The sequence below is a fragment of the Nocardia sp. NPDC057440 genome (assembly GCF_042802915.1).
GTDB lineage: Bacteria > Actinomycetota > Actinomycetes > Mycobacteriales > Mycobacteriaceae > Nocardia.
Map to the genome: position 1 here is coordinate 166,058 of NZ_JBHVDF010000002.1, position 20,348 is coordinate 186,405.

At 67.2% G+C, this 20,348-nt stretch carries 19 protein-coding genes; 11 read left to right on the forward strand and 8 right to left on the reverse strand.

The window, feature by feature from the left end:
• Window positions 1–9 precede the first annotated feature (9 nt).
• Window positions 10–1,281: a glycosyltransferase 87 family protein gene (locus ACFU4Z_RS03840; RefSeq protein WP_379059519.1), complete on the reverse strand. Its 1,272-nt coding sequence runs from the start codon at window positions 1,279–1,281 to the stop codon at window positions 10–12.
• A gap of 296 nt (window positions 1,282–1,577) precedes the next feature.
• Here ACFU4Z_RS03840 and ACFU4Z_RS03845 point away from each other — a divergent pair, with 296 nt between their 5' ends.
• The gene (locus tag ACFU4Z_RS03845; protein ID WP_379059521.1) at window positions 1,578–2,042 is read left to right on the forward strand and encodes a nitroreductase/quinone reductase family protein; all 465 of its coding nucleotides are present in this window, start codon (window positions 1,578–1,580) and stop codon (window positions 2,040–2,042) included.
• A gap of 21 nt (window positions 2,043–2,063) precedes the next feature.
• On the opposite strand, the gene aroQ is transcribed toward ACFU4Z_RS03845, so the two are convergent.
• Window positions 2,064–2,516 (reverse strand): type II 3-dehydroquinate dehydratase, encoded by a 453-nt coding sequence (aroQ, locus tag ACFU4Z_RS03850; protein ID WP_379059523.1) that lies wholly within the window; start codon window positions 2,514–2,516, stop codon window positions 2,064–2,066.
• Window positions 2,517–2,540: 24 nt separating this feature from the next.
• The gene (locus tag ACFU4Z_RS03855) at window positions 2,541–3,140 is read right to left on the reverse strand and encodes a hypothetical protein (protein WP_379059524.1); all 600 of its coding nucleotides are present in this window, start codon (window positions 3,138–3,140) and stop codon (window positions 2,541–2,543) included.
• Between the two features lie 476 nt (window positions 3,141–3,616).
• Here ACFU4Z_RS03855 and ACFU4Z_RS03860 point away from each other — a divergent pair, with 476 nt between their 5' ends.
• On the forward strand, window positions 3,617–5,218 hold the full coding sequence (locus tag ACFU4Z_RS03860; RefSeq protein ID WP_379059525.1) for an NTF2-like N-terminal transpeptidase domain-containing protein: 1,602 nt from the start codon (window positions 3,617–3,619) through the stop codon (window positions 5,216–5,218).
• Between the two features lie 439 nt (window positions 5,219–5,657).
• Window positions 5,658–7,157 (forward strand): serine hydrolase domain-containing protein, encoded by a 1,500-nt coding sequence (locus ACFU4Z_RS03865; protein ID WP_379059527.1) that lies wholly within the window; start codon window positions 5,658–5,660, stop codon window positions 7,155–7,157.
• Between the two features lie 96 nt (window positions 7,158–7,253).
• Here ACFU4Z_RS03865 and ACFU4Z_RS03870 read toward each other — a convergent pair whose 3' ends face one another.
• Together ACFU4Z_RS03870 and ACFU4Z_RS03875 are read right to left on the reverse strand one after the other, a co-directional pair.
• Window positions 7,254–7,655, reverse strand: a complete 402-nt coding sequence (locus ACFU4Z_RS03870) for a DUF3054 domain-containing protein (protein ID WP_379059528.1) — start codon at window positions 7,653–7,655, stop codon at window positions 7,254–7,256.
• 223 nt (window positions 7,656–7,878) lie between these two features.
• A complete protein-coding gene (locus ACFU4Z_RS03875) occupies window positions 7,879–9,399 on the reverse strand; it encodes an adenylate/guanylate cyclase domain-containing protein (RefSeq protein WP_379060318.1) in 1,521 nt (506 codons plus the stop codon).
• Window positions 9,400–9,676: 277 nt separating this feature from the next.
• Between ACFU4Z_RS03875 and ACFU4Z_RS03880 the strand changes: the two genes are divergently transcribed.
• The 4 genes from ACFU4Z_RS03880 (at window position 9,677) to ACFU4Z_RS03895 (ending at window position 13,692) form a co-directional block, all read left to right on the forward strand.
• Complete coding sequence (locus ACFU4Z_RS03880) at window positions 9,677–10,897, forward strand: AI-2E family transporter (protein WP_379060320.1); 1,221 nt, start codon at window positions 9,677–9,679, stop codon at window positions 10,895–10,897.
• Window positions 10,878–12,053, forward strand: a complete 1,176-nt coding sequence (macS, locus tag ACFU4Z_RS03885) for a MacS family sensor histidine kinase (protein WP_379060322.1) — start codon at window positions 10,878–10,880, stop codon at window positions 12,051–12,053. The genes ACFU4Z_RS03880 and macS overlap by 20 nt, the downstream gene beginning before the upstream one ends.
• Window positions 12,054–12,118: 65 nt before the next feature.
• Window positions 12,119–12,751 (forward strand): response regulator, encoded by a 633-nt coding sequence (locus tag ACFU4Z_RS03890; RefSeq protein ID WP_379060324.1) that lies wholly within the window; start codon window positions 12,119–12,121, stop codon window positions 12,749–12,751.
• Between the two features lie 266 nt (window positions 12,752–13,017).
• Window positions 13,018–13,692: a DUF1707 domain-containing protein gene (locus ACFU4Z_RS03895; RefSeq protein WP_379060326.1), complete on the forward strand. Its 675-nt coding sequence runs from the start codon at window positions 13,018–13,020 to the stop codon at window positions 13,690–13,692.
• Between the two features lie 5 nt (window positions 13,693–13,697).
• Here ACFU4Z_RS03895 and ACFU4Z_RS03900 read toward each other — a convergent pair whose 3' ends face one another.
• On the reverse strand, window positions 13,698–14,837 hold the full coding sequence (locus ACFU4Z_RS03900) for an alkene reductase (protein WP_379059529.1): 1,140 nt from the start codon (window positions 14,835–14,837) through the stop codon (window positions 13,698–13,700).
• 65 nt (window positions 14,838–14,902) lie between these two features.
• Here ACFU4Z_RS03900 and ACFU4Z_RS03905 point away from each other — a divergent pair, with 65 nt between their 5' ends.
• Both ACFU4Z_RS03905 and ACFU4Z_RS03910 read left to right on the forward strand, forming a co-directional pair.
• Entirely contained in the window at window positions 14,903–15,289 is a 387-nt protein-coding gene (locus tag ACFU4Z_RS03905; protein ID WP_379059531.1) for a MerR family transcriptional regulator, read from the forward strand.
• A gap of 11 nt (window positions 15,290–15,300) precedes the next feature.
• Entirely contained in the window at window positions 15,301–15,450 is a 150-nt protein-coding gene (locus tag ACFU4Z_RS03910; protein WP_379059533.1) for a hypothetical protein, read from the forward strand.
• Window positions 15,451–15,466: 16 nt separating this feature from the next.
• Here the strand turns inward: ACFU4Z_RS03910 and ACFU4Z_RS03915 are convergent, their stop codons facing one another.
• Window positions 15,467–16,657, reverse strand: a complete 1,191-nt coding sequence (locus ACFU4Z_RS03915; RefSeq protein WP_379059534.1) for a helix-turn-helix domain-containing protein — start codon at window positions 16,655–16,657, stop codon at window positions 15,467–15,469.
• A 346-nt stretch (window positions 16,658–17,003) separates the two neighbouring features.
• On the opposite strand from ACFU4Z_RS03915, the gene ACFU4Z_RS03920 reads away from it, so the two are divergent.
• Window positions 17,004–17,462, forward strand: coding sequence for a hypothetical protein (locus ACFU4Z_RS03920; RefSeq protein ID WP_379059535.1), 459 nt, complete (start codon window positions 17,004–17,006; stop codon window positions 17,460–17,462).
• Between the two features lie 110 nt (window positions 17,463–17,572).
• On the opposite strand, the gene ACFU4Z_RS03925 is transcribed toward ACFU4Z_RS03920, so the two are convergent.
• Entirely contained in the window at window positions 17,573–17,890 is a 318-nt protein-coding gene (locus ACFU4Z_RS03925; RefSeq protein WP_379059536.1) for a hypothetical protein, read from the reverse strand.
• A 266-nt stretch (window positions 17,891–18,156) separates the two neighbouring features.
• Here ACFU4Z_RS03925 and ACFU4Z_RS03930 point away from each other — a divergent pair, with 266 nt between their 5' ends.
• On the forward strand, window positions 18,157–20,340 hold the full coding sequence (locus tag ACFU4Z_RS03930) for a DUF2339 domain-containing protein (protein ID WP_379059537.1): 2,184 nt from the start codon (window positions 18,157–18,159) through the stop codon (window positions 20,338–20,340).
• Window positions 20,341–20,348 lie beyond the last annotated feature (8 nt).

A 20,348-nucleotide genomic window follows, 5' to 3' on the forward strand; every position in this document is an offset into this window, starting at 1 on the left:
GGTGAGCGGTCAGGATACCTGGAGTGTTTTTCGTAGCCGACGCATCAGGGGGCCCAGGGGGCGTGGTGCTGCGAGGTTGCGGGGCAGGCGGGCGAGCAGGACGATCGCGCCGCCGAGCACGGCGAAATAGGCGATGACGTAGGCATTCATCAGGATCTGCGCGACCGGCCATGACGGCGGAAGCATGAACACCCCGATCGTCACGAAGTCCGCGCTCCAGTGGTAGGCCCAGGCGCCGATCGAGAGAAACAGGGCTGCCGCGGCGATCCACCACCGTGGTCGCGACAGCGCCTTGTGGAGCAGGTAGACGAACAGGGGCACGAACCACACCCAGTGGTGGCCCCAGGAGAAGGGCGATATCGCGCAGGCGGTGAGCCCGGCGAGCGTGACCGCGAGCAGGCGTTCGCCGTATTCGTGCAGGCCCGCGGTGACGGCCAGGCTCACGCCCGCGACGGTGCCCGCGATGAGCAGCCACAGCCACACCGGCGCGGGCTGGCCGGTGAGGTGCGCGATGACACCGCGAATGGATTGGTTGGCCGGGTTGTTGTCCACGGCAATCCGATTGGACTGGAAGAACGTCGACGTCCAGTACTGCTCGGAATCGGCGGGCAGCACGATCCAGGTGAGCCCGATGGAGGCCGCGAAAACCACCGACACGGTGGCAACCGAGCGCCATTGCCGGAGCACGATGAACTGCGCGACGAAGTAGAGCGGGACGAGCTTGATTCCCGCGGCGAGCCCGACGCCGAGGCCGCGCAACCTGGCGCGGTCGGCGCGGGAGAAATCCCACAGCACCAACAGCATCAGCACCAAGTTGATCTGCCCGTAGTACAGGGTGGTGCGGACAGGCTCGATGAAGACACAGGTGAGGGCGAGCAGGGCGCTGACGCCCGCGAGTCGGGCGTCGAGCCGATAGCCGAGTATCCGCCACGCCATCAGGACGTTCGCGAACAGCACGCCGAGGTTCACCACCAGCCACGTGTTGGTGACGTAGGCCCACGGCACCAGGTACACGGGGATGAATGCGATGGTCGAGAACGGCGTATAGGTGTACAGGAGCCCGAACATGGTCGGCTCGTCATAGAGCGGCAGCCGGTGCAGGATTCGCCAGGCGCCGTCTCGGTAGACGTGCACGTCGAGACCGCCTGCCAGAATTCCCGCCCGCTCGAGCCATGGATCGACGGTGGCGAAAACCAGGATCACCGCCAACAGTGCGCTGCCGGCGAGTACGAAAAGCGCTGGGCCCTTGCGCGGAAACTCCAGCGGCCGCGAGTTCAGCACCGGCGCACTACGAAATAACCAGCGCCGCCCAGGGATTCGGAGTCTGTTCGATGGTGGTCCACCGGGAGTGGTAACGCCTAGTCATCGACTGATCAACCCTTCGATCCCGCATTCATAGCTGCACAGCATGTCCCGGCGCTCAGCGTACTGAAGGACCGCGCCTCGCCGATGCCTCGACGGCTGCGGTTGTGAGCCATGCCACTTCACTCTTTTTGAGAGCAGTGCTCTTGATTTCCTGCTGATTCGGTGGCACACTTCTTCTTGACGGAGAGCAGTGCTCACAATTAGGAGTCGCCATGAACGCCAGCACGCGCTACATCGGCCCGACCGGCATTGATCCGATCATGAACAAGATCTTCAACTGGCTGCCCCGGCTCGGCATCAGCGTGCTGGGATCGCGGCTGCTCGCGGTGCGAGGGCGCAAAAGCGGCGAATGGCGGACCACGATGGTGAACCTGTTGACCGATGTGGATGGCACGCGATACCTGGTCGCGCCACGCGGACACACCCAATGGGTGCGCAACCTGCGCGTGGCGGGCGACGGGGAGCTGCGGCTGGGCCGGAAGGTCGAGAAGTTCACCGCCGTCGAGGTGGCCGACGAGAACAAGGTCCCGCTGCTGCGGCTCTACCTGGAGCGCTGGGGCTGGGAGGTCGGCAAGTTCTTCGAGGGCGTCACCAAGGACGCCACCGATGCGGAACTCGCCGCGATCGCCCCCGGCTTCCCGGTCTTCCGTCTCTCTCGAGGCACGGCCCGTCCATAGCGTGTGGACGGCTGTGGAGTACTAGCCGTTGATCAGAAATTCGATGGCCGCGGCATACCCGTGGATGCCCATCCCGGCCACGACCGCGGTGGCGATCGGCGAAATATAGGAGTGATGCCGGAACTCCTCGCGGGCGTGCACATTGCTGATGTGCACCTCCACGATGGGGACTTCCGGAATCACGAGCGCGTCCCGCAGCGCGACCGAGGTGTGCGTCAGCCCGCCGGGATTGATGACGATGGCCGATTCGGCGCCGCGCGCCCGGTGGATCCGATCGATCAGCGCGCCTTCGGAATTCGACTGGAACGCGGTGATCTCACGGCCGTGCCGGGCGGCGGTCCGCCTGCACAGTTCGACGACATCGTCGAGTGTCGCCGACCCGTAGACCTCCGGCTGGCGGGTGCCGAGCATATTCAGGTTCGGGCCGTTGAGGACCAGGATCGGCCCCTGGTCCGTGGAGGCGGTGGCTGCCATGCAGGCAACCTTAGTCCGAACCGCTCAGAGCCCCTTCGGGCCTTCCGAACGCAGGTCGTCGACCTTGCGCATCGCGCCGCGCAGCTCCTCGAGCCAGGCTTCGGCATGCTTGCCCGCCAGTTTCACGGTCCAGGCCAGCGCGTCGGCGCGCGAGCGTGCCACGCCCGAGTCGACGAGCGTGTCGAGCACCTTGCGCTCGGGTTGGCGCAGCCGGGTCATGACCGGAACGGCCAGGTGGGTGAAGAGGTATCGCTGCCCATCGACCGAGACGCCCCATGCGACGCTGCGGCCGTACCGCTGCTGCGCCTCATTGGCGATCTGCATCCGAGCGGACCGGGTGGATTCGCGGAAGCGGGCGATGGCGCCCTCTTTGGTCGCGTTCGGAACCTTGTCGGCGGCGTCCGCCTCGGGCTCGGAGTCCGCGGGCTTCTCGGGCTGAGGGATCGGGAGCTCACCGATGACGACGATCTCGTCGCGGTCGATTTCGATGACGGCGGATCCAGTGAACCAGTCGCTCGGCAACCTTCCGGCGAACCAGTCTGGGACATCTGCGGGATCAGGCAGATCGGCCTGCTGCCAGCCGCCCGGTCGTCCGAAACCCCGTCCCCGATGTTCGTTTCTCATTGGGAATCACCTTACTTACTGTGCTGCTGTGGTTACGTTGATTACAAGATTACGACGTAAACGGAGAAAGTGGTTCCGCTCTGTGCGAACGGGTTCAAATCGTGTCCATCGGGTCCTGACGGGGGCGGGTCCGCCAGGTTGGCATGGGCTGGTCGGGTCCCGAAACGCCGACGTGAGCCGTTATCGCCCAAGTTTTCGTTCCGACCGGTACGGTAGCGGCGCTGGTTTGTCGTCTTGTGACAGAACACCGTCCACGATTGGCCTCACGAGCGCACTATTTCGGGCACAATTGGGATGCTGAGCATGGGTAACGTCCTCGGGTGCGGTGACACCGCAGGTAGTTACCTTCAGGTACGGTGGTCTTGTTACCGGAGTGACAAGAGTGAAGAGTGGGCGATATGGATGTGAGGGGATCCCGCCGCTTTCGCGTCCGGGGCGCTATCGCACTCGCGGGGGCAGCGGTACTGACTTTCGCAATGGGATCGTGTGGATCCCACCAGACTCCGAATGAACCCGAAGCGGTTGTCGAGCGCTTCACCGACCTCCTGGATGATCAGAACTACGTCAAGGCATCGGAGCTGACGTCGTACCCTAACGCGGCCTCCGCAACATTGAAGCAAATGTTCGAGGGCCTGCAGCAGGGCAAGGTCGACTACAAGAAGACCCAGTTCATCAGCCTGGACGCCGATGAGGCTCTCTTCAGCATGGATGTCGACTGGAACTTCGGCGAGAAGAAGAGCTGGAAATACAGCCTGCAGGGCAGCGTGCGGAAATTGGCGATCGGTTGGCGGATCTCCTGGGATCCGGCGGTCGTGATGCCGCAGCTGGGTCACAACCGAACGGTCCGGCTGGTGCGCACCACCCCTGTGCCTGCCCCGCGTGTCGTCGACATCGTCGGTGAACCGTTGATGACCGAGCAGGTCATCAACGTGATCAAACTCGATCCTGCCAAGGTGCGCGACCCGATCGCCTCCTCCGACGCGCTGGCCAAGGCCATCGAGCCGGTCGCGCCGCTGATCACCGGGGCGTCGTTGATGCAGCAGCTGTCGGGCTCGCAGGGCAAGCCGATCGTCGCGGTGAACCTGCGCGAACCCGACTTCGCCATCCTGGAACCGTTGATGGCCCCGATTCCGGGCGTGGTGATGGAGAAGCAGCCACGGCTCATCTCGGCTGATCGCCGGGTGTGGTCGCCGTTGCTGGACGCGCTGCGCAAGGTGCAGCAAGACAGCCAGGAGGCGCACTCCGGCTGGGGCGTGCAGATTTTCGAGCAGGACGGCCGCCTGGTCGGCCAGATCGCGGGCGAGCAGGGCCCGCCGGGACCGGATATCGCGGCAACCATGGATCAGCGTCTGCAGCGCGCCGCCGAGGACGCCGTGGTCAGCGCCGCGACACAGGCCTCCATCGTGGCGATCCAGCCGTCCACCGGTGCGGTTGTCGCGGTCGCGCAGAACAGTCAGGCCAGCGAGCACGGTCCGGTCGCGTTCACCGGCCTGTACCCCGTCGGCGGGAACATCGAACTGTTCCGCAACGTCGCCGCGGTGACCAAGGGCAAGGCGCCGCAGGACGTCTCGGTGCAGGATGCGGCGGAGTCCGCGGCCATGCTCGGCGTCGGCGTCGATTTCAAGGTCGCCGGACTCGACGAGGTCACCGGACGCCTGGCGATCGCGGGCCGCAGCGCCGAACAGGTGCGTCAGGGCGGCGGCAACGACGCGGTCCTGGCCAGCCCGTTCGGAATGGCGATCGCCGCCGCCGCGATCGCCCGCGGCGCGGTGCCGCCGCCGATGATCGAGGTCGCGCGGCCCGGCACGACCGACGCGCAACTCGCGGCATTGACCCCGGAGATCACCGATCGACTGCGTGGCTTCCTGCGCGAGGCCGCGGGTCGGCCGGAGGTCGCGAGCTTGCGCGGTTACCGCGACGTCGCCGGCTTCGCCGCGACTGCCGGACCGGATGGCTGGCTGATCGCGAACATGGGCGACCTGGCCTTCGCGATTCATATCAACGATGTCGACAGCGGCGACGCCACGGCGCGCATGGCTGCTCGATTGCTCCAGGCGCTGGTCAGTCCCGAAACGTAGGCATCGCCGAGGCGACCGGGCGTTCGTAGCGGCCGAGTCGTCGATCCGGGTCGTTCGGCTTCGCGGGATGGCGGTTGCGCCGGGTGGCATCGCTCGGGGTCTGGTGTCCGGTCGAACTCTTGCGCGCCGAGTGGGCGGGCCGCGCGCTGCGCAGCCGACTGTTGGGCTGCTGTGCTGGTCGCCTCGCCGATCCCGCCGCGCTGCCCGTGCCGGCCTTCGAAGTGAAGACTTTGCCGGCCCGTGACGCTCACGCGGAGATCGCCGCCGGGGTTTCGCGGAGCTGCGGGCCTGAATGCATCCGAGCTCGTCCGGCTGATGTCGCTCTGACCTGCTCATTCGACTTGAACACCGTGCGCGCTCGCGCACGGTATTCCGCTGTGCGTACAGTGTTCGCATAGCGAGAACATCGTGCGCAGCCATGTGGAGTCGAGGAGAGATCATGTCGAAGAACATCAGTTGGGACGCCACCGGTCACTGGGAGGCCAAGGGTGACTGGGGAACCGCGAGCTCCGCGAACCAGATCGTCGCAGACGGGCCGGTCGACCCTCCCGCGGCGGCCGTCGACGGCGTGGACCTCGCCCATTGGCAGACGCGACTCGATGAGCTGCGCGCCGCCCATCATGTGCCCGGCGCGGGGTTGGCGTTCCTGGTCGACGGAAAGGTCTATGAGCTGGCCAGCGGGGTGCTGCATCGCGGCACCGGCGTTGCGGTGACGACCGACTCGGTGTTCCTGTGCGGTTCGATCGCCAAGGTCTATACGGCCACCATGATCATGCAGCTCGTCGATGAGGGAAAGCTCGACCTGGACGCGCCGGTGATCGATGTGCTGCCCGAGTTCGCGGTGCCGGACCCGGAGGCCACCAAGACGATTACCACCCGGCAATTGCTGTCGCACACCGCCGGATTGACCAATGACTTCAACCTGGACACCGGCCGCGGTGACGACTGCCTGACCAAATATGTCGCGGCGGCGCGGGAAGTGGCACTGGACTGCCCGCCGGGGACCGCGTTCTCCTATGGCGGCGTCGGCTATGTCGTCATGGGCCGCATGATCGAGGTGCTGACCGGAACGACGTGGGATCAGGCCGTCCAGGACCGAATCGCCACCCCGCTCGGCCTCGAACGCACCGTGACTTTGCCGGAGCAGGCACTGCGGTTCCGCACCGCGATGAGCCACCTCGGCGAGGCAGGCGTCGATCCGGACCCGGCGCCGGCCTGGGATCTGATGCCGCGCTCGGCGGGTCCCGCGGGCCGAATCATCTCCAGCGCAGGCGATATGGTCCGGTTCGCGCAGACGCATCTCGCGGGCGGCGTCGCATCGGACGGCACTCGCGTGCTGAGCGCCGAGTCCGCCGCGGCAATGCAACGGCGCGAGATCGATTGCCCCGACAAGTGGACCGTCAGTGGTGACGGCCAGGGGCTCGGCTGGGTCCTCAACGACTGGAACGGTGTCGGCGGCTTCGGTCACGACGGCGCGGCCGTCGGCCAGTACGGCTACCTGCGCATCGTGCCGTCGGCCGGGGTGGCGGTGGTGCTGCTGACCAACGGCGGCGGCGCGCGTCAGCTGTATGCCGATCTGTTCCGGGAATTGCTGCGGGAGCTGGCCGGGGTGACCATGCCCGAGCCGTTCGGGCCCGCCGCCGAGCCACCCGCGATCGACATCGCACCGCACATCGGCACGTACCAGCGTGCGGGCGTCGTCATCACCGTCAGCGAGCGAGACGGCAAGGCGCACATGCTCTATGAATTCGTCGACGACATGAAAGACATGTCGCCGCCCCTGGATATCGACCTGATCCCGGTGTCGGAGACCGTGTGGGCCGGGACCGGCGCGGGCCCCTCCTTCAGTGAGGGCTACATGCCGGTGATCTTCTCCACCCTGGCCAACGGCATCCCCTGCGTCAACGTCGGCACCAGGGCCACGCCCAAGACCGCCTGATCGAGTGTGAAACCGAGCCCCGCCGACCTGGTCGGCGGGGCTCGGCTGGTTCGGCCGGGCCGGTCCGGCGGGCGGTGCGCGAGGCGAATCGCCGTGCTAGCCGGACCGGCCCGGCTGATAGTTCAGCGCCTTGATCGCCGCTCGCCAACCCAGCAGGAACAAGGCGAGCACGGTTGCCGCGACCAGGATGAAACTGAATGCCGTGCCCTGACCACCGAGCACCCGCAGCAGCATGCCGCCGCAGAGGGTGCCGAGCCAGACCAGAATCCCGGTGGGCCACACGTCGGTTCCGTCGAAGTGGGCGGTAGGTCCCGGCTCGCCGAGCATGCGACGGGAAACGACGACCGCAACCACCCAGCCGATCGCGAGACCGATGGCGAAAGGCCACAACGTTTTCAGCAATCCGGTGAGTACCGCCTCGTCGTGACTGCGCCGTCCGATCGCGCAGAACAGGATGACCAGCAGTGCATCGACCGCCAACGGCACCAGTTTCTTCACCCGCGCCAGCGTAATCGGGCGTCGGTGCCACACCGCGCCGCGACACCTCCCTCGGCGCATTGCCGCCGAGGGTTGCCGCGTGGGGTGGCAGTATCCAGCGCCGACCAGCCGCCGGAAGAGCGACGTGGACTACCCGTTTCGCTCACCAGAATGTGCCACGGCCCGGCTCATGGACGGCCGCGGCGCAGGCTCGCCCGTCCGTTCCCCATTGGCCGTAACCCGGTCAGCCCAACGAACCGGCCGTTTCGCTGTCTGCGTCGGCGTGCGGGTCGATGCCGTCCTGCGGCCAGGCCAATCGAGTTTTTCTACGCCGTCCGCGCAGCTGTACCTCGTCGCCGGTTTCCCAGAAGTCCTGCTCACCCTCATCGGCGAAATACAGTGCGCTCCCCGAGGCCAGGACGCGCCCCGGTTGATCTTTGGCCAGTTCGGTAAGGCGTGACGCTTCGTTGACCGGATCACCGATCACCGTGTATTCGAAACGGTTTGCGGCACCGATATTTCCGGCGACGGCAAGCCCCGCTGAAACACCGATGCCGATATCGAGTCCTGGAACTTCACGAAGGGATTCGCGCAATTCGCGGGCGGCGGCGAGCGCGGCGGTCGGCGCGTCGGGTCGGTCCAGCGGGGCGCCGAAGATAGCCAGTGCCGCGTCGCCGACGAACTTGTTGACGAAGCCGTGATGGCGGTCGATGACGTCGACGACGATCCGGAAGAACTCGTTGAGCAGGCTCACCACCTCCGTCGGCGGCCGCTCGGCCGCGGTCGCGGTGGAACCGACCATGTCGACGAACAGCACGGCGACGAATCGCGTTTCGCCGCCGAGTTCGGTGCCGTAGTCGAGGGCGCGCTGCGCGACTTCCTCGCCGACGTGCTGGCCGAACAACTCCTGCAATTGGCGGCGCTTGGCGGCCTCTTCCATCATCCGGTTGAACCCGACCTGCAGCAGACCGATCTCGCTGCCGTCGAAGACTTCGACCTGGACGTCGCGGGCGCCCTCCTGCACCCGATCGATGGCCTGGCTGAGCTGGCGCACCGGGTCGGAGATGCTGGAACCGGTGAGCATCGACAGCGCGAGCGCCTGCATGATCACTACGCCGCACAGCAGCAGGATCGAGATCGCCAGCGATTGCGCCGAGAACTTCACCTCCGAGGAAATCTGGGTGACGCACAGCAGCACGATGGCGATGGTGGGGGCGAAGGTGCCCATGCCCCAGGTCATGCCCATTCGGGTGCCGACGCCGGGAGTAAGCGTGTGATCGAAGGTGCCCTCGGTCAGCGCCTCGGCGGCTACCGGGCGCAGGATGCGTTCGCCGAGCATGTAGGTGAAACCGAACACGATGGTGGCGGCCATGCATTCGGTGACGATGACGGCCCCGGCCAGTTCGGGCGCGTCGACGATGATGGTCGCGGCCAGGATGGCGCCGCCGACCAGCCACAGCGTCAGGTGCACGATCGCCTGCCGCAGCGGTGCGTGCAATGCCGCCATTTGCTCCTGCCTGCTCGGCGGACCACCGCGCACCTGCCAGCGCATCACCGGGCGCAGCATCAGCGCCGACGCGCCGAGGCTGAGCAGGCCGCCGGTCACGAAGACGAGGACCGGGATCAGCAGGCCGGTGCGCCGCGCACCGGCGAGCTCGCCCTCGGGGACCGGAAGTCCGTATTGGATGAACGCCCAGACCAGGACCGCGCCGAAGGCATTCGCCAGCAGCATCGACGTCAGGTACAGCGGCCAGCGCGTTCGCATGGTCTGTTTGACCGCTTCCAGTGGCGCTGACACGATCACCAATCTAGCGTTTCGATCATGTGAGCATGTTCGCGGCGCTGCTCGGCCATTCGGTGGCAGCCTCGCCTCCGGTCGGCCCGGTCGGCCCCGCGTTCGCCCGGCCCGGCACACGGTCTAGGACGAACATCGGCCGCCGTCGCGCACTACGCTCGTGATCGTGACCGACCCGAACTCGAGTTCGCCGCGGACAGGCGCTGCCAGTCGCTCTCCTGCCGATGCGGTGCACCCGTTGGTCCGGATGACCGCGGAATGGTCGTGGCGGCTGTTGGTCATTTTCGCGGTCGTGCTCGCGCTGTCGGCGATTGTGCAGAGACTCGCGACGGTGGCTATCCCGCTCGCCATCGCGCTGCTGGCCGCCGGCTTGCTCGCGCCGCTGGTGGACTGGATGCAGCGGCTCGGGGTGCCGCGGGCGGTGGGGGTTTTCGTCGCGCTCGCCGGGTCGCTCGGTCTGGTCGCCGGCGTGCTGACCTTTGTCGTCGAACAGTTCGTCGACGGTGTGCCGCAGCTGTCCGACGAGATCACCCACAGCATCCACCAGGTGCAGGATTGGCTGATCAACGGTCCGCCGCATCTGAGCGACGAGCAGATCCGCAATGCCGGTGACACGATTGTCAAGGCGATCCGGTCCAATCAGGACAGTCTCACCAGCGGGGCGCTGACCACCGCGACGGTGATCGGGCACATTCTCACCGGCACCTTCCTGACCCTGTTCATCCTTATCTTCTTTCTGTACAGCGGCGACCAGATCTGGGAGTTCGTCACCAGGATCGTGCCGACGCCGCATCGGGAGCGGGTCCGCACGGCCGGGCAGCTCGGGTTCGGGACGCTGGTCGGGTTCGTGCGGGCCACCGTCGCGGTGGCGGCGGTGGATGCCATCGGCATCGGTGCGGGGCTGGCGATCCTGGGGGTGCCGCTCGCGCTGCCGTTGGCCTCGCTGGTGTTCATCAGCGCGTTCATCCCGATTATCGGTGCGTTCCTCGCGGGCACCGTCGCGGTGTTCATAGCCCTGGTGACCAAGGGTTTCGTCACCGCGCTCATTGTGCTCGGCATCATCATCGCGGTGATGCAGCTGGAGAGTCACGTGCTGCAGCCACTGCTGCTCGGCCGTGCCGTCAGTATTCATCCGCTGGCGGTGGTGTTGGCGATCACCGCGGGTGTCGTACTCGGTGGCATCGCCGGTGGTCTGCTCGCCGTGCCGTTCGTCGCGGTGATGAACACCGCGATCCGGTCACTGCTCGCCGACAGTCCGGAGGAAGTCTTCGAGGAATTGCAGACCGGGGAACCGGGCCGGATGTACGCGGCCGAGCCGGACAAACCCGAGCCGGGCCGGTTCGATGTGGCGACCCTGGTCGCGGCGGCCGAACGCGAGCAGGACGAAACGTCGCCGGACCAGCCCGAGCCGGGGCGACGGCGAGGCAGCCGCTTGGACAAGGCCGATGATGCGGCCGCCGACGACTGACCTCAGCCCGACCGACGCGGCGACCGCGCCGCTGTGGCGGGCGGCACAGGCGCTGCGGCTGGTGACTCTGTTCTATGCGGTCGGACAGCAGATAGCGTCGGTGCCCTACTACCAGAATCAGCGGTTGAGCTGGGTGCTGATCGCCCTCATGGCGGTCTGGTCCGGCGCGTCGGCGCTGATGCTCTCGGCGTGGCATTTTCCGGATGTGGCGCGGCTGCGCCGGTGGGTGGTCGCCGGAGATCACGTCGTGGTGATCGCACTGATCGCTTCGACCCGTCTGGTCGCCGATTACGGCTGGTACCACGGACATCAGACGCTGCCGACCACACTGTGGGCCGCCAATGCGGTGATCTCGGCGGCCATCCTGCGCGGTCCGATCGGCGGTGTGCTTTCGGGGATGCTGATCGCGGCGGTGATCGTGACGGTCCGGGATCAGTGGGGCCAGGACGTGTGGGCCGATGCGACGGCGCCGGTGCTTGTCTCCATCGGCTTGGCGCTCGGGCTTGCCGCCAATACCGCCCGCCGCGCCCAGGGCCAGCTCGAACGGGCCGTCCGGTTGACCGCGGCCGCCGAAGAGCGCGAACGGCTTTCGCGTGAGGTGCACGACGGCGTGCTGCAGGTGCTCAGCTACATCAAGCGGCGCGGCAGCGAAATCGGCGGTCCCACCGCGGAGCTGGCGCAGCGCGCCGGGGAACAGGAAGTGGCGCTGCGGGTGCTGATCTCCGAGCAGGGTGGTCGCCAGGACGCCGGTGGCGCGGATATCGATCTGCGCCCGCTGCTGACGGTGCACGCGACGCCCAAGGTGTTCGTCTCGACGCCGGGGCAGCCGGTGCTGGTCGGGCGCTGGACCGCGCAGGAGATCGCGGCGGCCGTGGCGACAGCGCTGTCCAATGTCGCGCTGCACGCCGGGGCCGACGCGAAAGCGTATGTGCTGCTGGAGGACACCGGTGACCAGCTGATCATCAGCGTGCGCGACGATGGTGTCGGGATACCGGCCGGGCGATTGGCCGAGGCCGAAGCCGAAGGGCGGATGGGTGTTTCACGATCCATCGTGGGCCGGATCGCCGCGCTCGGCGGGGCGGCGGACCTGCTGACCGAGGCCGATGGCGGGGTCGGCTTCGGCACCGAATGGGAATTCCGGGTGCCGCGTGCATGAGCGGACTGTGACAACACAGGAGGTATCGCGTGACCGATGACCAAGCGGTCGAGCCTGTTTCGGTGATGGTCGTCGACGACCACCCGATGTGGCGCGACGGCGTGTCCCGAGATCTCGCCGAGGCCGGATTCGACGTGGCCGCCACCGCCGACGGTGTCGGATCCGCCACCCGGCGGGCGGCGGCGGTGCGCCCCGACGTGGTGCTGATGGATATGCAACTGCCCGACGGGAACGGCGCCGAGGCCACCGCCGAGGTGCTGCGGGTATCACCGCAGAGCCGGGTGCTTGTGCTTTCCGCGTCCGCCGAACGCGACGACGTCCTGGATGCGATCAAAGCGGGCGCCTCGGGTTATCTGGTGAAGAGCGCTTCGGTCGCCGAACTGATCGAGGCGGTACGCGCGACCGCTGCCGGGCAGCCCGTGTTCACGCCGGGGCTCGCCGGTCTGGTCCTTGGCGAATACCGCCGCATGGCCACAACTCCCGCACAGCCCGACGAACCGCACCGGCCGGCGCTCACCGAACGGGAGACCGAGGTCCTGCGCATGGTGGCAAAGGGCCTGTCCGCCAAGCAGATCGCCGCCCGCCTCAACCTCAGTCACCGCACCGTGGAGAACCACGTCCAGGCGACCCTCCGCAAACTCCAGCTCGCCAACCGAGTAGAACTCACCCGCTACGCGATCGAACAAGGCCTCGAATAGCACGCAGCCGCGCCAGAGCGGTGTCAATACGGAGTGGGCCCGCCACCATGGCCCGTTGGCCGAGCCGGGCGGGGTCTGCGACTTCCCTGGCCGTTGTGCGATGTGGATCGTGTGCGGTGCGGAGCTGGGCGAGTGCGAACTTCGGTGGCGGGAAGTCGCGCGGAGAATCCGGGATCGCCCTGATGTGCGGGGTACGTGGGATCGGTAACCTCGGATTCATGGGCGGACCCGAATCGGTGGCCGGCGGCGTCGGCTCCGGCGATGTGGTGGGCGACAGAGAACTGCGCGTCTCCGATGCCGAGCGCGAGCATGTCGGCCAATTGTTGCAGCGCGCGGTCGGGCTCGGGATGCTGTCGCTCGGCGAGTTCACCGAGCGGATGGACACCGCGCTGGCTGCCAAGACTCGGGGCGAACTCAATGCCGTGCTCATCGATCTGCCCGGTGTCCGGCTGGTCGGGCGGCCTGCCGCGCCGCCGTCGACCTTCGGGAACGCCGCGCCGTTCATGAATTCCGCGTCGCCGTTCACCAAACGCGGACCAGTGGCACCGGTACCCGGCCTGGTGTCCGCGACGCCGGGCCATGTGATTCGCAGCCGCTTGTCCGGCGTCAGTCGCCGTGGGCCTTGGCAGGTGGCGCCGTCGCTGCACACCAACAGCTGGCTCTCCGGCGTCACGCTGGATTTCACCGAGGCGATCATGTCCACGCAGGTGGTCGAGCTGCATGTCGACGATTACTGCAGCTCGCTGACCTTGATCGTCCCGGCCGAGGCCACCGTCGATCTCAATGCCCTCGATCTCATCGGCTCCAGCGTCAACAACAAGGTCCGTACCGGTCCGCCGTTCGGTCCGCTGCATGTGGTCGTGCTCGGCCGTGTCCGCTTCGGCTCCGTCACGGCGAAGCACCCGCTGAGCGCGCATTGGCGCAAGCTCATGGGGCGCTGACGCGCTCAGGCATCGACCGGTTCGAGCAGCGCGCCGTGCTGTTCGGCGGCGGCCAGCGTCGGGTAGTCGGTGTAGCCCTCCGCACCGGCGACGTACATGAGGTGGGCATCGCGAACGGGGTTGAGCGCCGCGCCTGTGCGAAGTCGTTCGACCAGGTCGGGGTTGGCCAGGAAGGGCCGACCGAGAGAGATCAGGTCGGCACCCGCGGCGAGCAACCGCTCGGCCGCCGACTTGCCGCCGTCCGCCGGGAGCGGGACGCCCCAGCCGAGGTTCGGATTGGCGATCACCGTGCTCGGCCAGGCCTTCCGGATCCGGTGGAAAAGGGGCTGATCGGGATCGGCCCAGACAATGTGCAGATAGGCAAGACCCTTGTCGGCGAGCGCGTCGACAAGAGCGGGATAGAGGGCTTCGGTATCGCCCTCGTCGATGTCATTGACGGTGTTTCCCGGCGAGATGCGCACGCCGACCCGTTCGGGTCCGATCGCGGCGGCGACCGCTTCGACCACCTCGGCGGTGAATCGGATACGGTTGGCGATCGAACCGCCGTAGGCATCGGTACGGTGGTTGGTGTTCTCGGCCAGGAATTGATGCAGCAGATAGCCATTGGCGCTGTGCACTTCCACTCCCGCAAAACCTGCCTCGATGGCATTGCGAGCCGCCGCGGCGAAATCGACTATGGTGGACTGGATTTCGTCGATGGTCAGCGCATGCGGGACGACCGCGTCCTGATGTCCGGTCGGGGTGTGGATAGTTTCGCCGAGTGGGATGGGCGACGGTGCGACCGGCGTCAGACCGCTGTTGTCGGGATGGCCGACCCGTCCGCCGTGCTGGAGTTGCAGGAACATTCGGCCGCCCGCGGCGTGGACGGCGTCGGTGACCCGCCGCCAGCCCGCGATATGTGCGGCGGTGTGGATGGCGGGAATGTTGGCGTAAGTCTGGCCGACCTGGTTCGGAGCGGCTGCCTCGGCGATGATCAACCCGGCGTCGGCGCGCTGGGCGTAGTAGGTGGCCATCAGGATGGAGGGGGTGCCGTCGGCCTCGGCGCGGTTCCGGGTCATCGGGGCCATCACCAGGCGGTGCGGTAGTTGCAGGGGGCCCACTTCGGCGGGGTCGAAGAGGTTCGGAGCTGCTGCTGTGTTCTTCATGCGAGTACGGTAAAACCTGACATCAATGTTAAGTTCAAGTCCTACGGCGAAATGCGAGGTAGCGGATGCGAATTGGCGAGTTGGCGCAGCACACCGGAGTCAGCGAGCGATCGTTGCGCTACTACGAGGAGCAGGGATTGCTGGTGGCCGAGCGCACGCCCGGCGGGCATCGGGACTATCCCGAATGGGCGGTGGACCGGGTTATCCACATCCAAGAGCTCTACGCGGCGGGCCTGTCCAGCAAGAAGATCGCCCAGTTGCTGCCGTGCATGCGTGATGTGGACGGCGGCGCCAACGAGTTCGCGACACCGGAATTGGTCGACGAACTTGCCGCGGAGCGGGACCGGATCACTCGGACCATCGCCGACCTGATGCGTTCACGCGAGGTGCTCGACGAGGTCCTCGGGCGTGCCTCGGAGCGGTTCCGGGTCGCCGATTCGGTGTCCGACTAGAGACGGACGGGGTGACGCATCGCGTCGGCGGATCGACACTGATCCGCCGACGCCCGGCCACCCTGGAAATGGCCTACCGGTACGCGCCGGATGGCGACCCCGTCGTCATCGCGGAGGGAACGCTCGCGCTGGTGCGCTACTGCGAGGCGTATGCGGCCTGATCAGTGCCGTCGGCGCTCAGGTATTGACCCCGATGCGACGAGCGAAGGCGCGCAACGGGACTCGACGATCATGATCGAGGAGTTCGGAGACGATGTGCCGGGGCAGGGTCTGGTATTTGATCCAGTCCGCGCCGCCGACCCGCTCCGCGTTGAGCAACGCACCGAGGGCCCGTTTGGGCTGGCCGGTACGGGTCAAGGCGACCGCGGTGTCGGTGAGATGGCGGGCGCGGGAGGCTTGCGGGAGGCCGCAGTTGGCCGGCATGTCCTTCGCGGCCGCGAGAGCTTCCGGATAGCGCTCCGAGGACACGTTGACATCGACGGTCTGCATGACGACCTGGGAAGGGCCGAAATAGGTTTCGTAGTCGCGGCGATCGCCGCCGATGCGCAACGCGACCTCGCCCGCCGCTTGGACCAGCGTGAGCGCCTCGGGCACATTCTGTGCTCGTCCCGCCGCGGTCGCGCCCTGCAACACCAGGGAACCGTAGGCCGACAGGTGCGCCGGGGTTTCCGCACCCTCAGGCTCGAGGTTCGCGGCCGCACGCAGTGCGACCCGGCGTGATTCGTCGTACCTGCCCTGTACCAGCAACTGCCAGGCCACCGAGCCGCGAATAGTCGCGAGCAGCAAGGGGTCGTTGCCCTGCTCAGCCGCGACGAGTGCTTGCCGGATCGCCAGGAAGGCCGGGTCGGTCTGGCCCAGGTGCACCAGCGTGCAGCCGGTGACCCAGTACATCCTGGCGAGCAACTCGTTCGCGGGCGCGACCATGCCGTTGCGCGCGGCGTGCACGGTCGCGCGGAGCTGGACCAGGCCCGACGGCAGGATGGAGGCCAGCAGCTCGTAGCGGCCCGCCCAGTACGCGCCCCATGCGTAATCGACTGCACGACTGGCCTCGTCGTGGGTGACCGCGTGCTCCTCGGGGATCTCGCCGAGCAGATCATCGACGGGGGTGAGTGCCCTGCGGATAGCGACGATGCCCGCGTCGGGATTTCCGGAGGGAATGCCGTGACGCTTTCCGACGAGGTCGGAGATGTCGACGTCCAGCGCGCGCGCCAACTTTTGCAGACTGGCAATCGACGCGGTCTGGCGTCCGCCCTGTTCGAGCTTGCGCACCAGGTCCACGCTCACACCGGCCTGGTCGGCGAGTTGACGCTGGGTGAGCGCCTTTCCTCGGAACAGCCGGATCCGCACGCCGATCGACGAATCATCCATGAACCCAAGTCCTTTGTTACGTCCACGTTTCAGAGTACGACGCTAAAGGATTGCACTCATCAAAAGTGGGACATTGCGTACGACTCGTTCACCTCTGGTTGGAATACCGTTGCCTTTCTGCAACTTTCACAGCAAAGGGCGGCGGCAATGACATTCATGCCGAACACGGCCGTGCGGGATCGAAGCGCCGATCGCGCACTGGAGCAGGGGATATCTTTCATCGGACCGGCACGTCACACCCAGCGTGTCCGCGACCAGCACGGCCCGCTACGCCGAGGACCGCGCGCGGAGCCATTATCCCGCGCGGTCTCCCCAGAACGCACTGGATTCGGCGAGGAGTAGAGCCATGTTCGAACGCTGTCATTCCCCACACGAGATCGCGCACCTGCTGCGACATCGCTACGGACTACCGGTCCAGCTGCTGGCGGGCCGACCCATGATCACCACCGGGTCCATCCTCGGCGCCCTGGTGATGCCCCCTGAACTGGGCCGCAAAGTCCTCGCCACGCTCGACCGGACCTACGCCGCCCCGGTGGTGGCCGATCCCGGCGACCGCACCTGGACCTTCCTGGTCACCCAGCCGAGCCCCGCCGACCCGGTGGAGATCTCCATTCGTCGCTGCCTCGCGGGCCACCAGGTCACCGTCATCCCCGGCGGCCGCCACGTCCTGCTCCCCAGCACCGACTCCCAACTCGGCTGGCACTGGGCGGGCGAACCGGCCCCCGGCGTGCTCCGCATGCCACCCCGCTCGGCGGTGATCAACGCCGTCCACCAGGTGACCACCATGCGAGCACCGGCCGCCTGAATCCACCCGATCACGAGGCTCCCGCCCGAGATTCGGGTGGGAGCTGAGCGGAATCCACCGGAATCAGCAGCAGTGATACGCGGCCCCGGCGTGACACTGGACGGACCCGCCTAGGTGGATACCGTCATCAGGGTTGGGTCTGGCAATGAGGTCGGTCGGTCCTCGCTCACCCACCAGTATTCGATCGCGGACAGGAAACCATCGGTTGCCCATAGGGTGACTTCTCCGATAAGCGAACCTCGCTCGTCTCGGGCCTCGCCACTCACGGGTAGTTCTCCGCCGATGAGACCGGCTCGCTCCGAACCGGGCGCTACTTCCAGATCGACGCTCGGTGAGTCTTCACCCCACGTCGCGACAACCCGCGCGAAGGGAATCTGCGTCCTGAACTGAGCGGCGCCCTCGAAATCAACAGCGAGCAGCTTTGCCACGACGCCGGCCTCGAGTCGCGACAAGGGCCGGGGTTCGACTGGTACGACGCTCATTTCATTGTCCTATCTCGTCGAACTGCGTGCTGTATGGAATGAATGCTCTCGATCTGTTCCGAGTCGATCAGAGATCGGTGATCGAATCGACCGTTCGACTGGTGCGGCGAAGACCGGCCGCTCGTAGTGTCTCGGCAGGTGGGGTAGATATCGGGCGTCATCGGGGGTTTCTACTCATGCTCAGGTGGGGTGCGTGGACCGAGCATTGGGTTATGACTACATCTATCGATCCGGCGCTTATTTCGCGATTGTCGGGGGAGTTCGCCGCGCTCGGGACACAGATGGGTGTGCTCGGGCGGGACCTGGAGTTGCTGCGGACGCAGGTGGCCGCGGGTTCGGCTGCGGCATCCGGTGTTTCGGCACAGGCCGGTGTCGGGGTTGTGGACGAATCCCCGCGGGTTCCGCAGCCTGGAACAGCGCCCATGGCTCCGCAACCGCCCATGCCACCTGCGCCGCAGCCGATGCAGGCAGGTGGTGTCGGCGCGCCACCGACGGGTCAGGTGCCGGGTGGTGGTGCGCCCGGGTATGTTCCGCGGTTTACGCCCGGGCCGATGGCGGGTCAGCCGAATTGGGCTGGTGCGTCAGGGGGAGTGCCGATGGCGGGTCAGCCGAATTGGGCTGGTGCGCCTGCGGGAATGCCGATGGCGGGCCGGCCCGGTTGGCCTGCGGGGATGCTTACGCCAGGAGTCCATGCGACCGGAATTCCGAGCGGGCCGATGCCCCCGATGGGTGCGGTGCCCCCTGGTATGCGTCCGCCGGTGCGGCGGGGAGCTGCTGTGCCGCATACACCGTGGTGGCAGCAGGAGGGGATGATCAGCCGGATGCTGGCGGTGGCCGGGGTGGGCGTGACATTGATCGGTGTGGTGATGCTGCTGGTGCTCGCCGCGCAGGCGGGGCTGTTCGGGCCGGTGCCACGGGTTGCCGCCGGTGTGGTGTTCTCGGCGGCGCTGGTGGGCGCGGGAATGCGAGTGTTCGGACGCGCCGGAGGTCGCGTGGGTGGAATTGCCTTGGCGGCCACCGGTATTGCCGGTGCTTACCTGGATGTTGTTGCGGTGAGCTCGATGTACGATTGGCTGTATCCGCCGCTCGGCCTCGCGGTGGCGCTCGCGGTCGCCGCGGGCGGGGTCGCGCTGGCGATGCAGTGGAAGTCGCAACCGCTTGCGGTGCTGGTCGTCGCGGGTGCGGCCGTGTTGTCACCGGTGGTGACGACGGATGTGGTGTTGCTGGCCTTCCTGATCGTGTTGCAGCTGGCCTGCGTGCCGGTGCAGTGGGACCGGGACTGGCCGTTGCTGCATGTGGTGCGGACACTGCCCGCTGTGCTGGCGACCTTGCTCGCCATCGGCGTGGCCGCCTTCGACGCTGCGGCCCACGACCGGGTGTATCGGCTGCTCGCCGCAGCGGTGGCAGTCGCTGTTGTCGGCCTCGTCGGCAACATTCTGGTAGTTCGCCGACGACCGGGAGACCTCACCGCCACACTCACTTTCGGATTGGCGACGTTGCCACTGCTGGCCGCGCCCGTGTTGTTCGCGCGGCACACCGGCGCCATCGTCGCCGCGGTGTTCGCCGTGGTGCTGTTGTTCGTCGCCGCATTGCCGATGGTGCCGAAACTGCGTGAGCAGGTGCGGATTCCGGGGCACGTCGGGCTGGTCGCCGCGGTCGCGGGTTCGTTCGCACTGCTGGAGGCGTGCATCGGCGTGACCGAAGTCCAGACGCTGCCGGTAGCGCTGTTCCTGGTGACTGTGGGCTTCCTCGGTGTGGCCGGGCAGCAGCGGTCGCGGGCGGCCGCGGGCATCGCGGCGGCGTTCGCGGCGGTCGGCGCACTGGTCTACCTCGACACCGTGAATCCGGGAACGCTCGCGGCACAGCGCTTCGCGGAAGATCGGCTGGGCATTTCGACGGCGCTGGCCGCCGTCCTCGCTCTTGCGGTGGTCGCGGTAGGCGTGTGGTGCGTCCGGAACTTCCCGACCCGGACCGGTGCTGGAACCACCGAATCGATCCTGTGGATACCCGCGAGTGTCGTCGCCCTCTACGCGGTGACGGCCGCGACGGTATCGGTCGGCGTCGCCACCGGCCTGCCCGACGGCTTCGTTGTCGGACACAGCGCCGCCACCATCCTGTGGATGGCGGCGGCGACCGGCGCGCTGCTGTTCGGCCTGCGCAACCTGGCCCGCTCGGCTCCTGTGGCCAAGTTGGCCCTCGGTTCCGGTCTCCTCGTCACCGCCGCCGCCCTCGCCAAACTCTTCCTCTTCGACCTCGCCACCCTCGACGGCTTGGTCCGAGTCGCCGCCTTCCTGGTCGTCGGCGTCCTGCTTCTGGTTGTGGGCACCCGCTACGCCCGGGCCTTCGCCGAAGCCGGTGGCGCAAACCGAGATTCGGGCGACACCGCAGCCCACTGACGCACGGG

Excerpts from the sequence above, each read along its gene's own strand:
- ACFU4Z_RS03860 (WP_379059525.1), top strand. The coding sequence starts at position 3,617 with ATGGGATCGTGTGGATCCCACCAGACTCCGAATGAACCCGAAGCGGTT.
- ACFU4Z_RS03915 (WP_379059534.1), bottom strand. The coding sequence starts at position 16,657 with ATGGATGATTCGTCGATCGGCGTGCGGATCCGGCTGTTCCGAGGAAAG.
- ACFU4Z_RS03900 (WP_379059529.1), bottom strand. The coding sequence starts at position 14,837 with ATGAAGAACACAGCAGCAGCTCCGAACCTCTTCGACCCCGCCGAAGTG.
- ACFU4Z_RS03845 (WP_379059521.1), top strand. The coding sequence starts at position 1,578 with ATGAACGCCAGCACGCGCTACATCGGCCCGACCGGCATTGATCCGATC.
- macS (WP_379060322.1), top strand. The coding sequence starts at position 10,878 with ATGCGGCCGCCGACGACTGACCTCAGCCCGACCGACGCGGCGACCGCG.
- aroQ (WP_379059523.1), bottom strand. The coding sequence starts at position 2,516 with ATGGCAGCCACCGCCTCCACGGACCAGGGGCCGATCCTGGTCCTCAAC.
- ACFU4Z_RS03890 (WP_379060324.1), top strand. The coding sequence starts at position 12,119 with ATGGTCGTCGACGACCACCCGATGTGGCGCGACGGCGTGTCCCGAGAT.
- ACFU4Z_RS03875 (WP_379060318.1), bottom strand. The coding sequence starts at position 9,399 with ATGCGAACGCGCTGGCCGCTGTACCTGACGTCGATGCTGCTGGCGAAT.
- ACFU4Z_RS03880 (WP_379060320.1), top strand. The coding sequence starts at position 9,677 with ATGACCGCGGAATGGTCGTGGCGGCTGTTGGTCATTTTCGCGGTCGTG.
- ACFU4Z_RS03930 (WP_379059537.1), top strand. The coding sequence starts at position 18,157 with ATGACTACATCTATCGATCCGGCGCTTATTTCGCGATTGTCGGGGGAG.
- ACFU4Z_RS03855 (WP_379059524.1), bottom strand. The coding sequence starts at position 3,140 with ATGAGAAACGAACATCGGGGACGGGGTTTCGGACGACCGGGCGGCTGG.
- ACFU4Z_RS03920 (WP_379059535.1), top strand. The coding sequence starts at position 17,004 with ATGTTCGAACGCTGTCATTCCCCACACGAGATCGCGCACCTGCTGCGA.
- ACFU4Z_RS03905 (WP_379059531.1), top strand. The coding sequence starts at position 14,903 with ATGCGAATTGGCGAGTTGGCGCAGCACACCGGAGTCAGCGAGCGATCG.
- ACFU4Z_RS03865 (WP_379059527.1), top strand. The coding sequence starts at position 5,658 with ATGTCGAAGAACATCAGTTGGGACGCCACCGGTCACTGGGAGGCCAAG.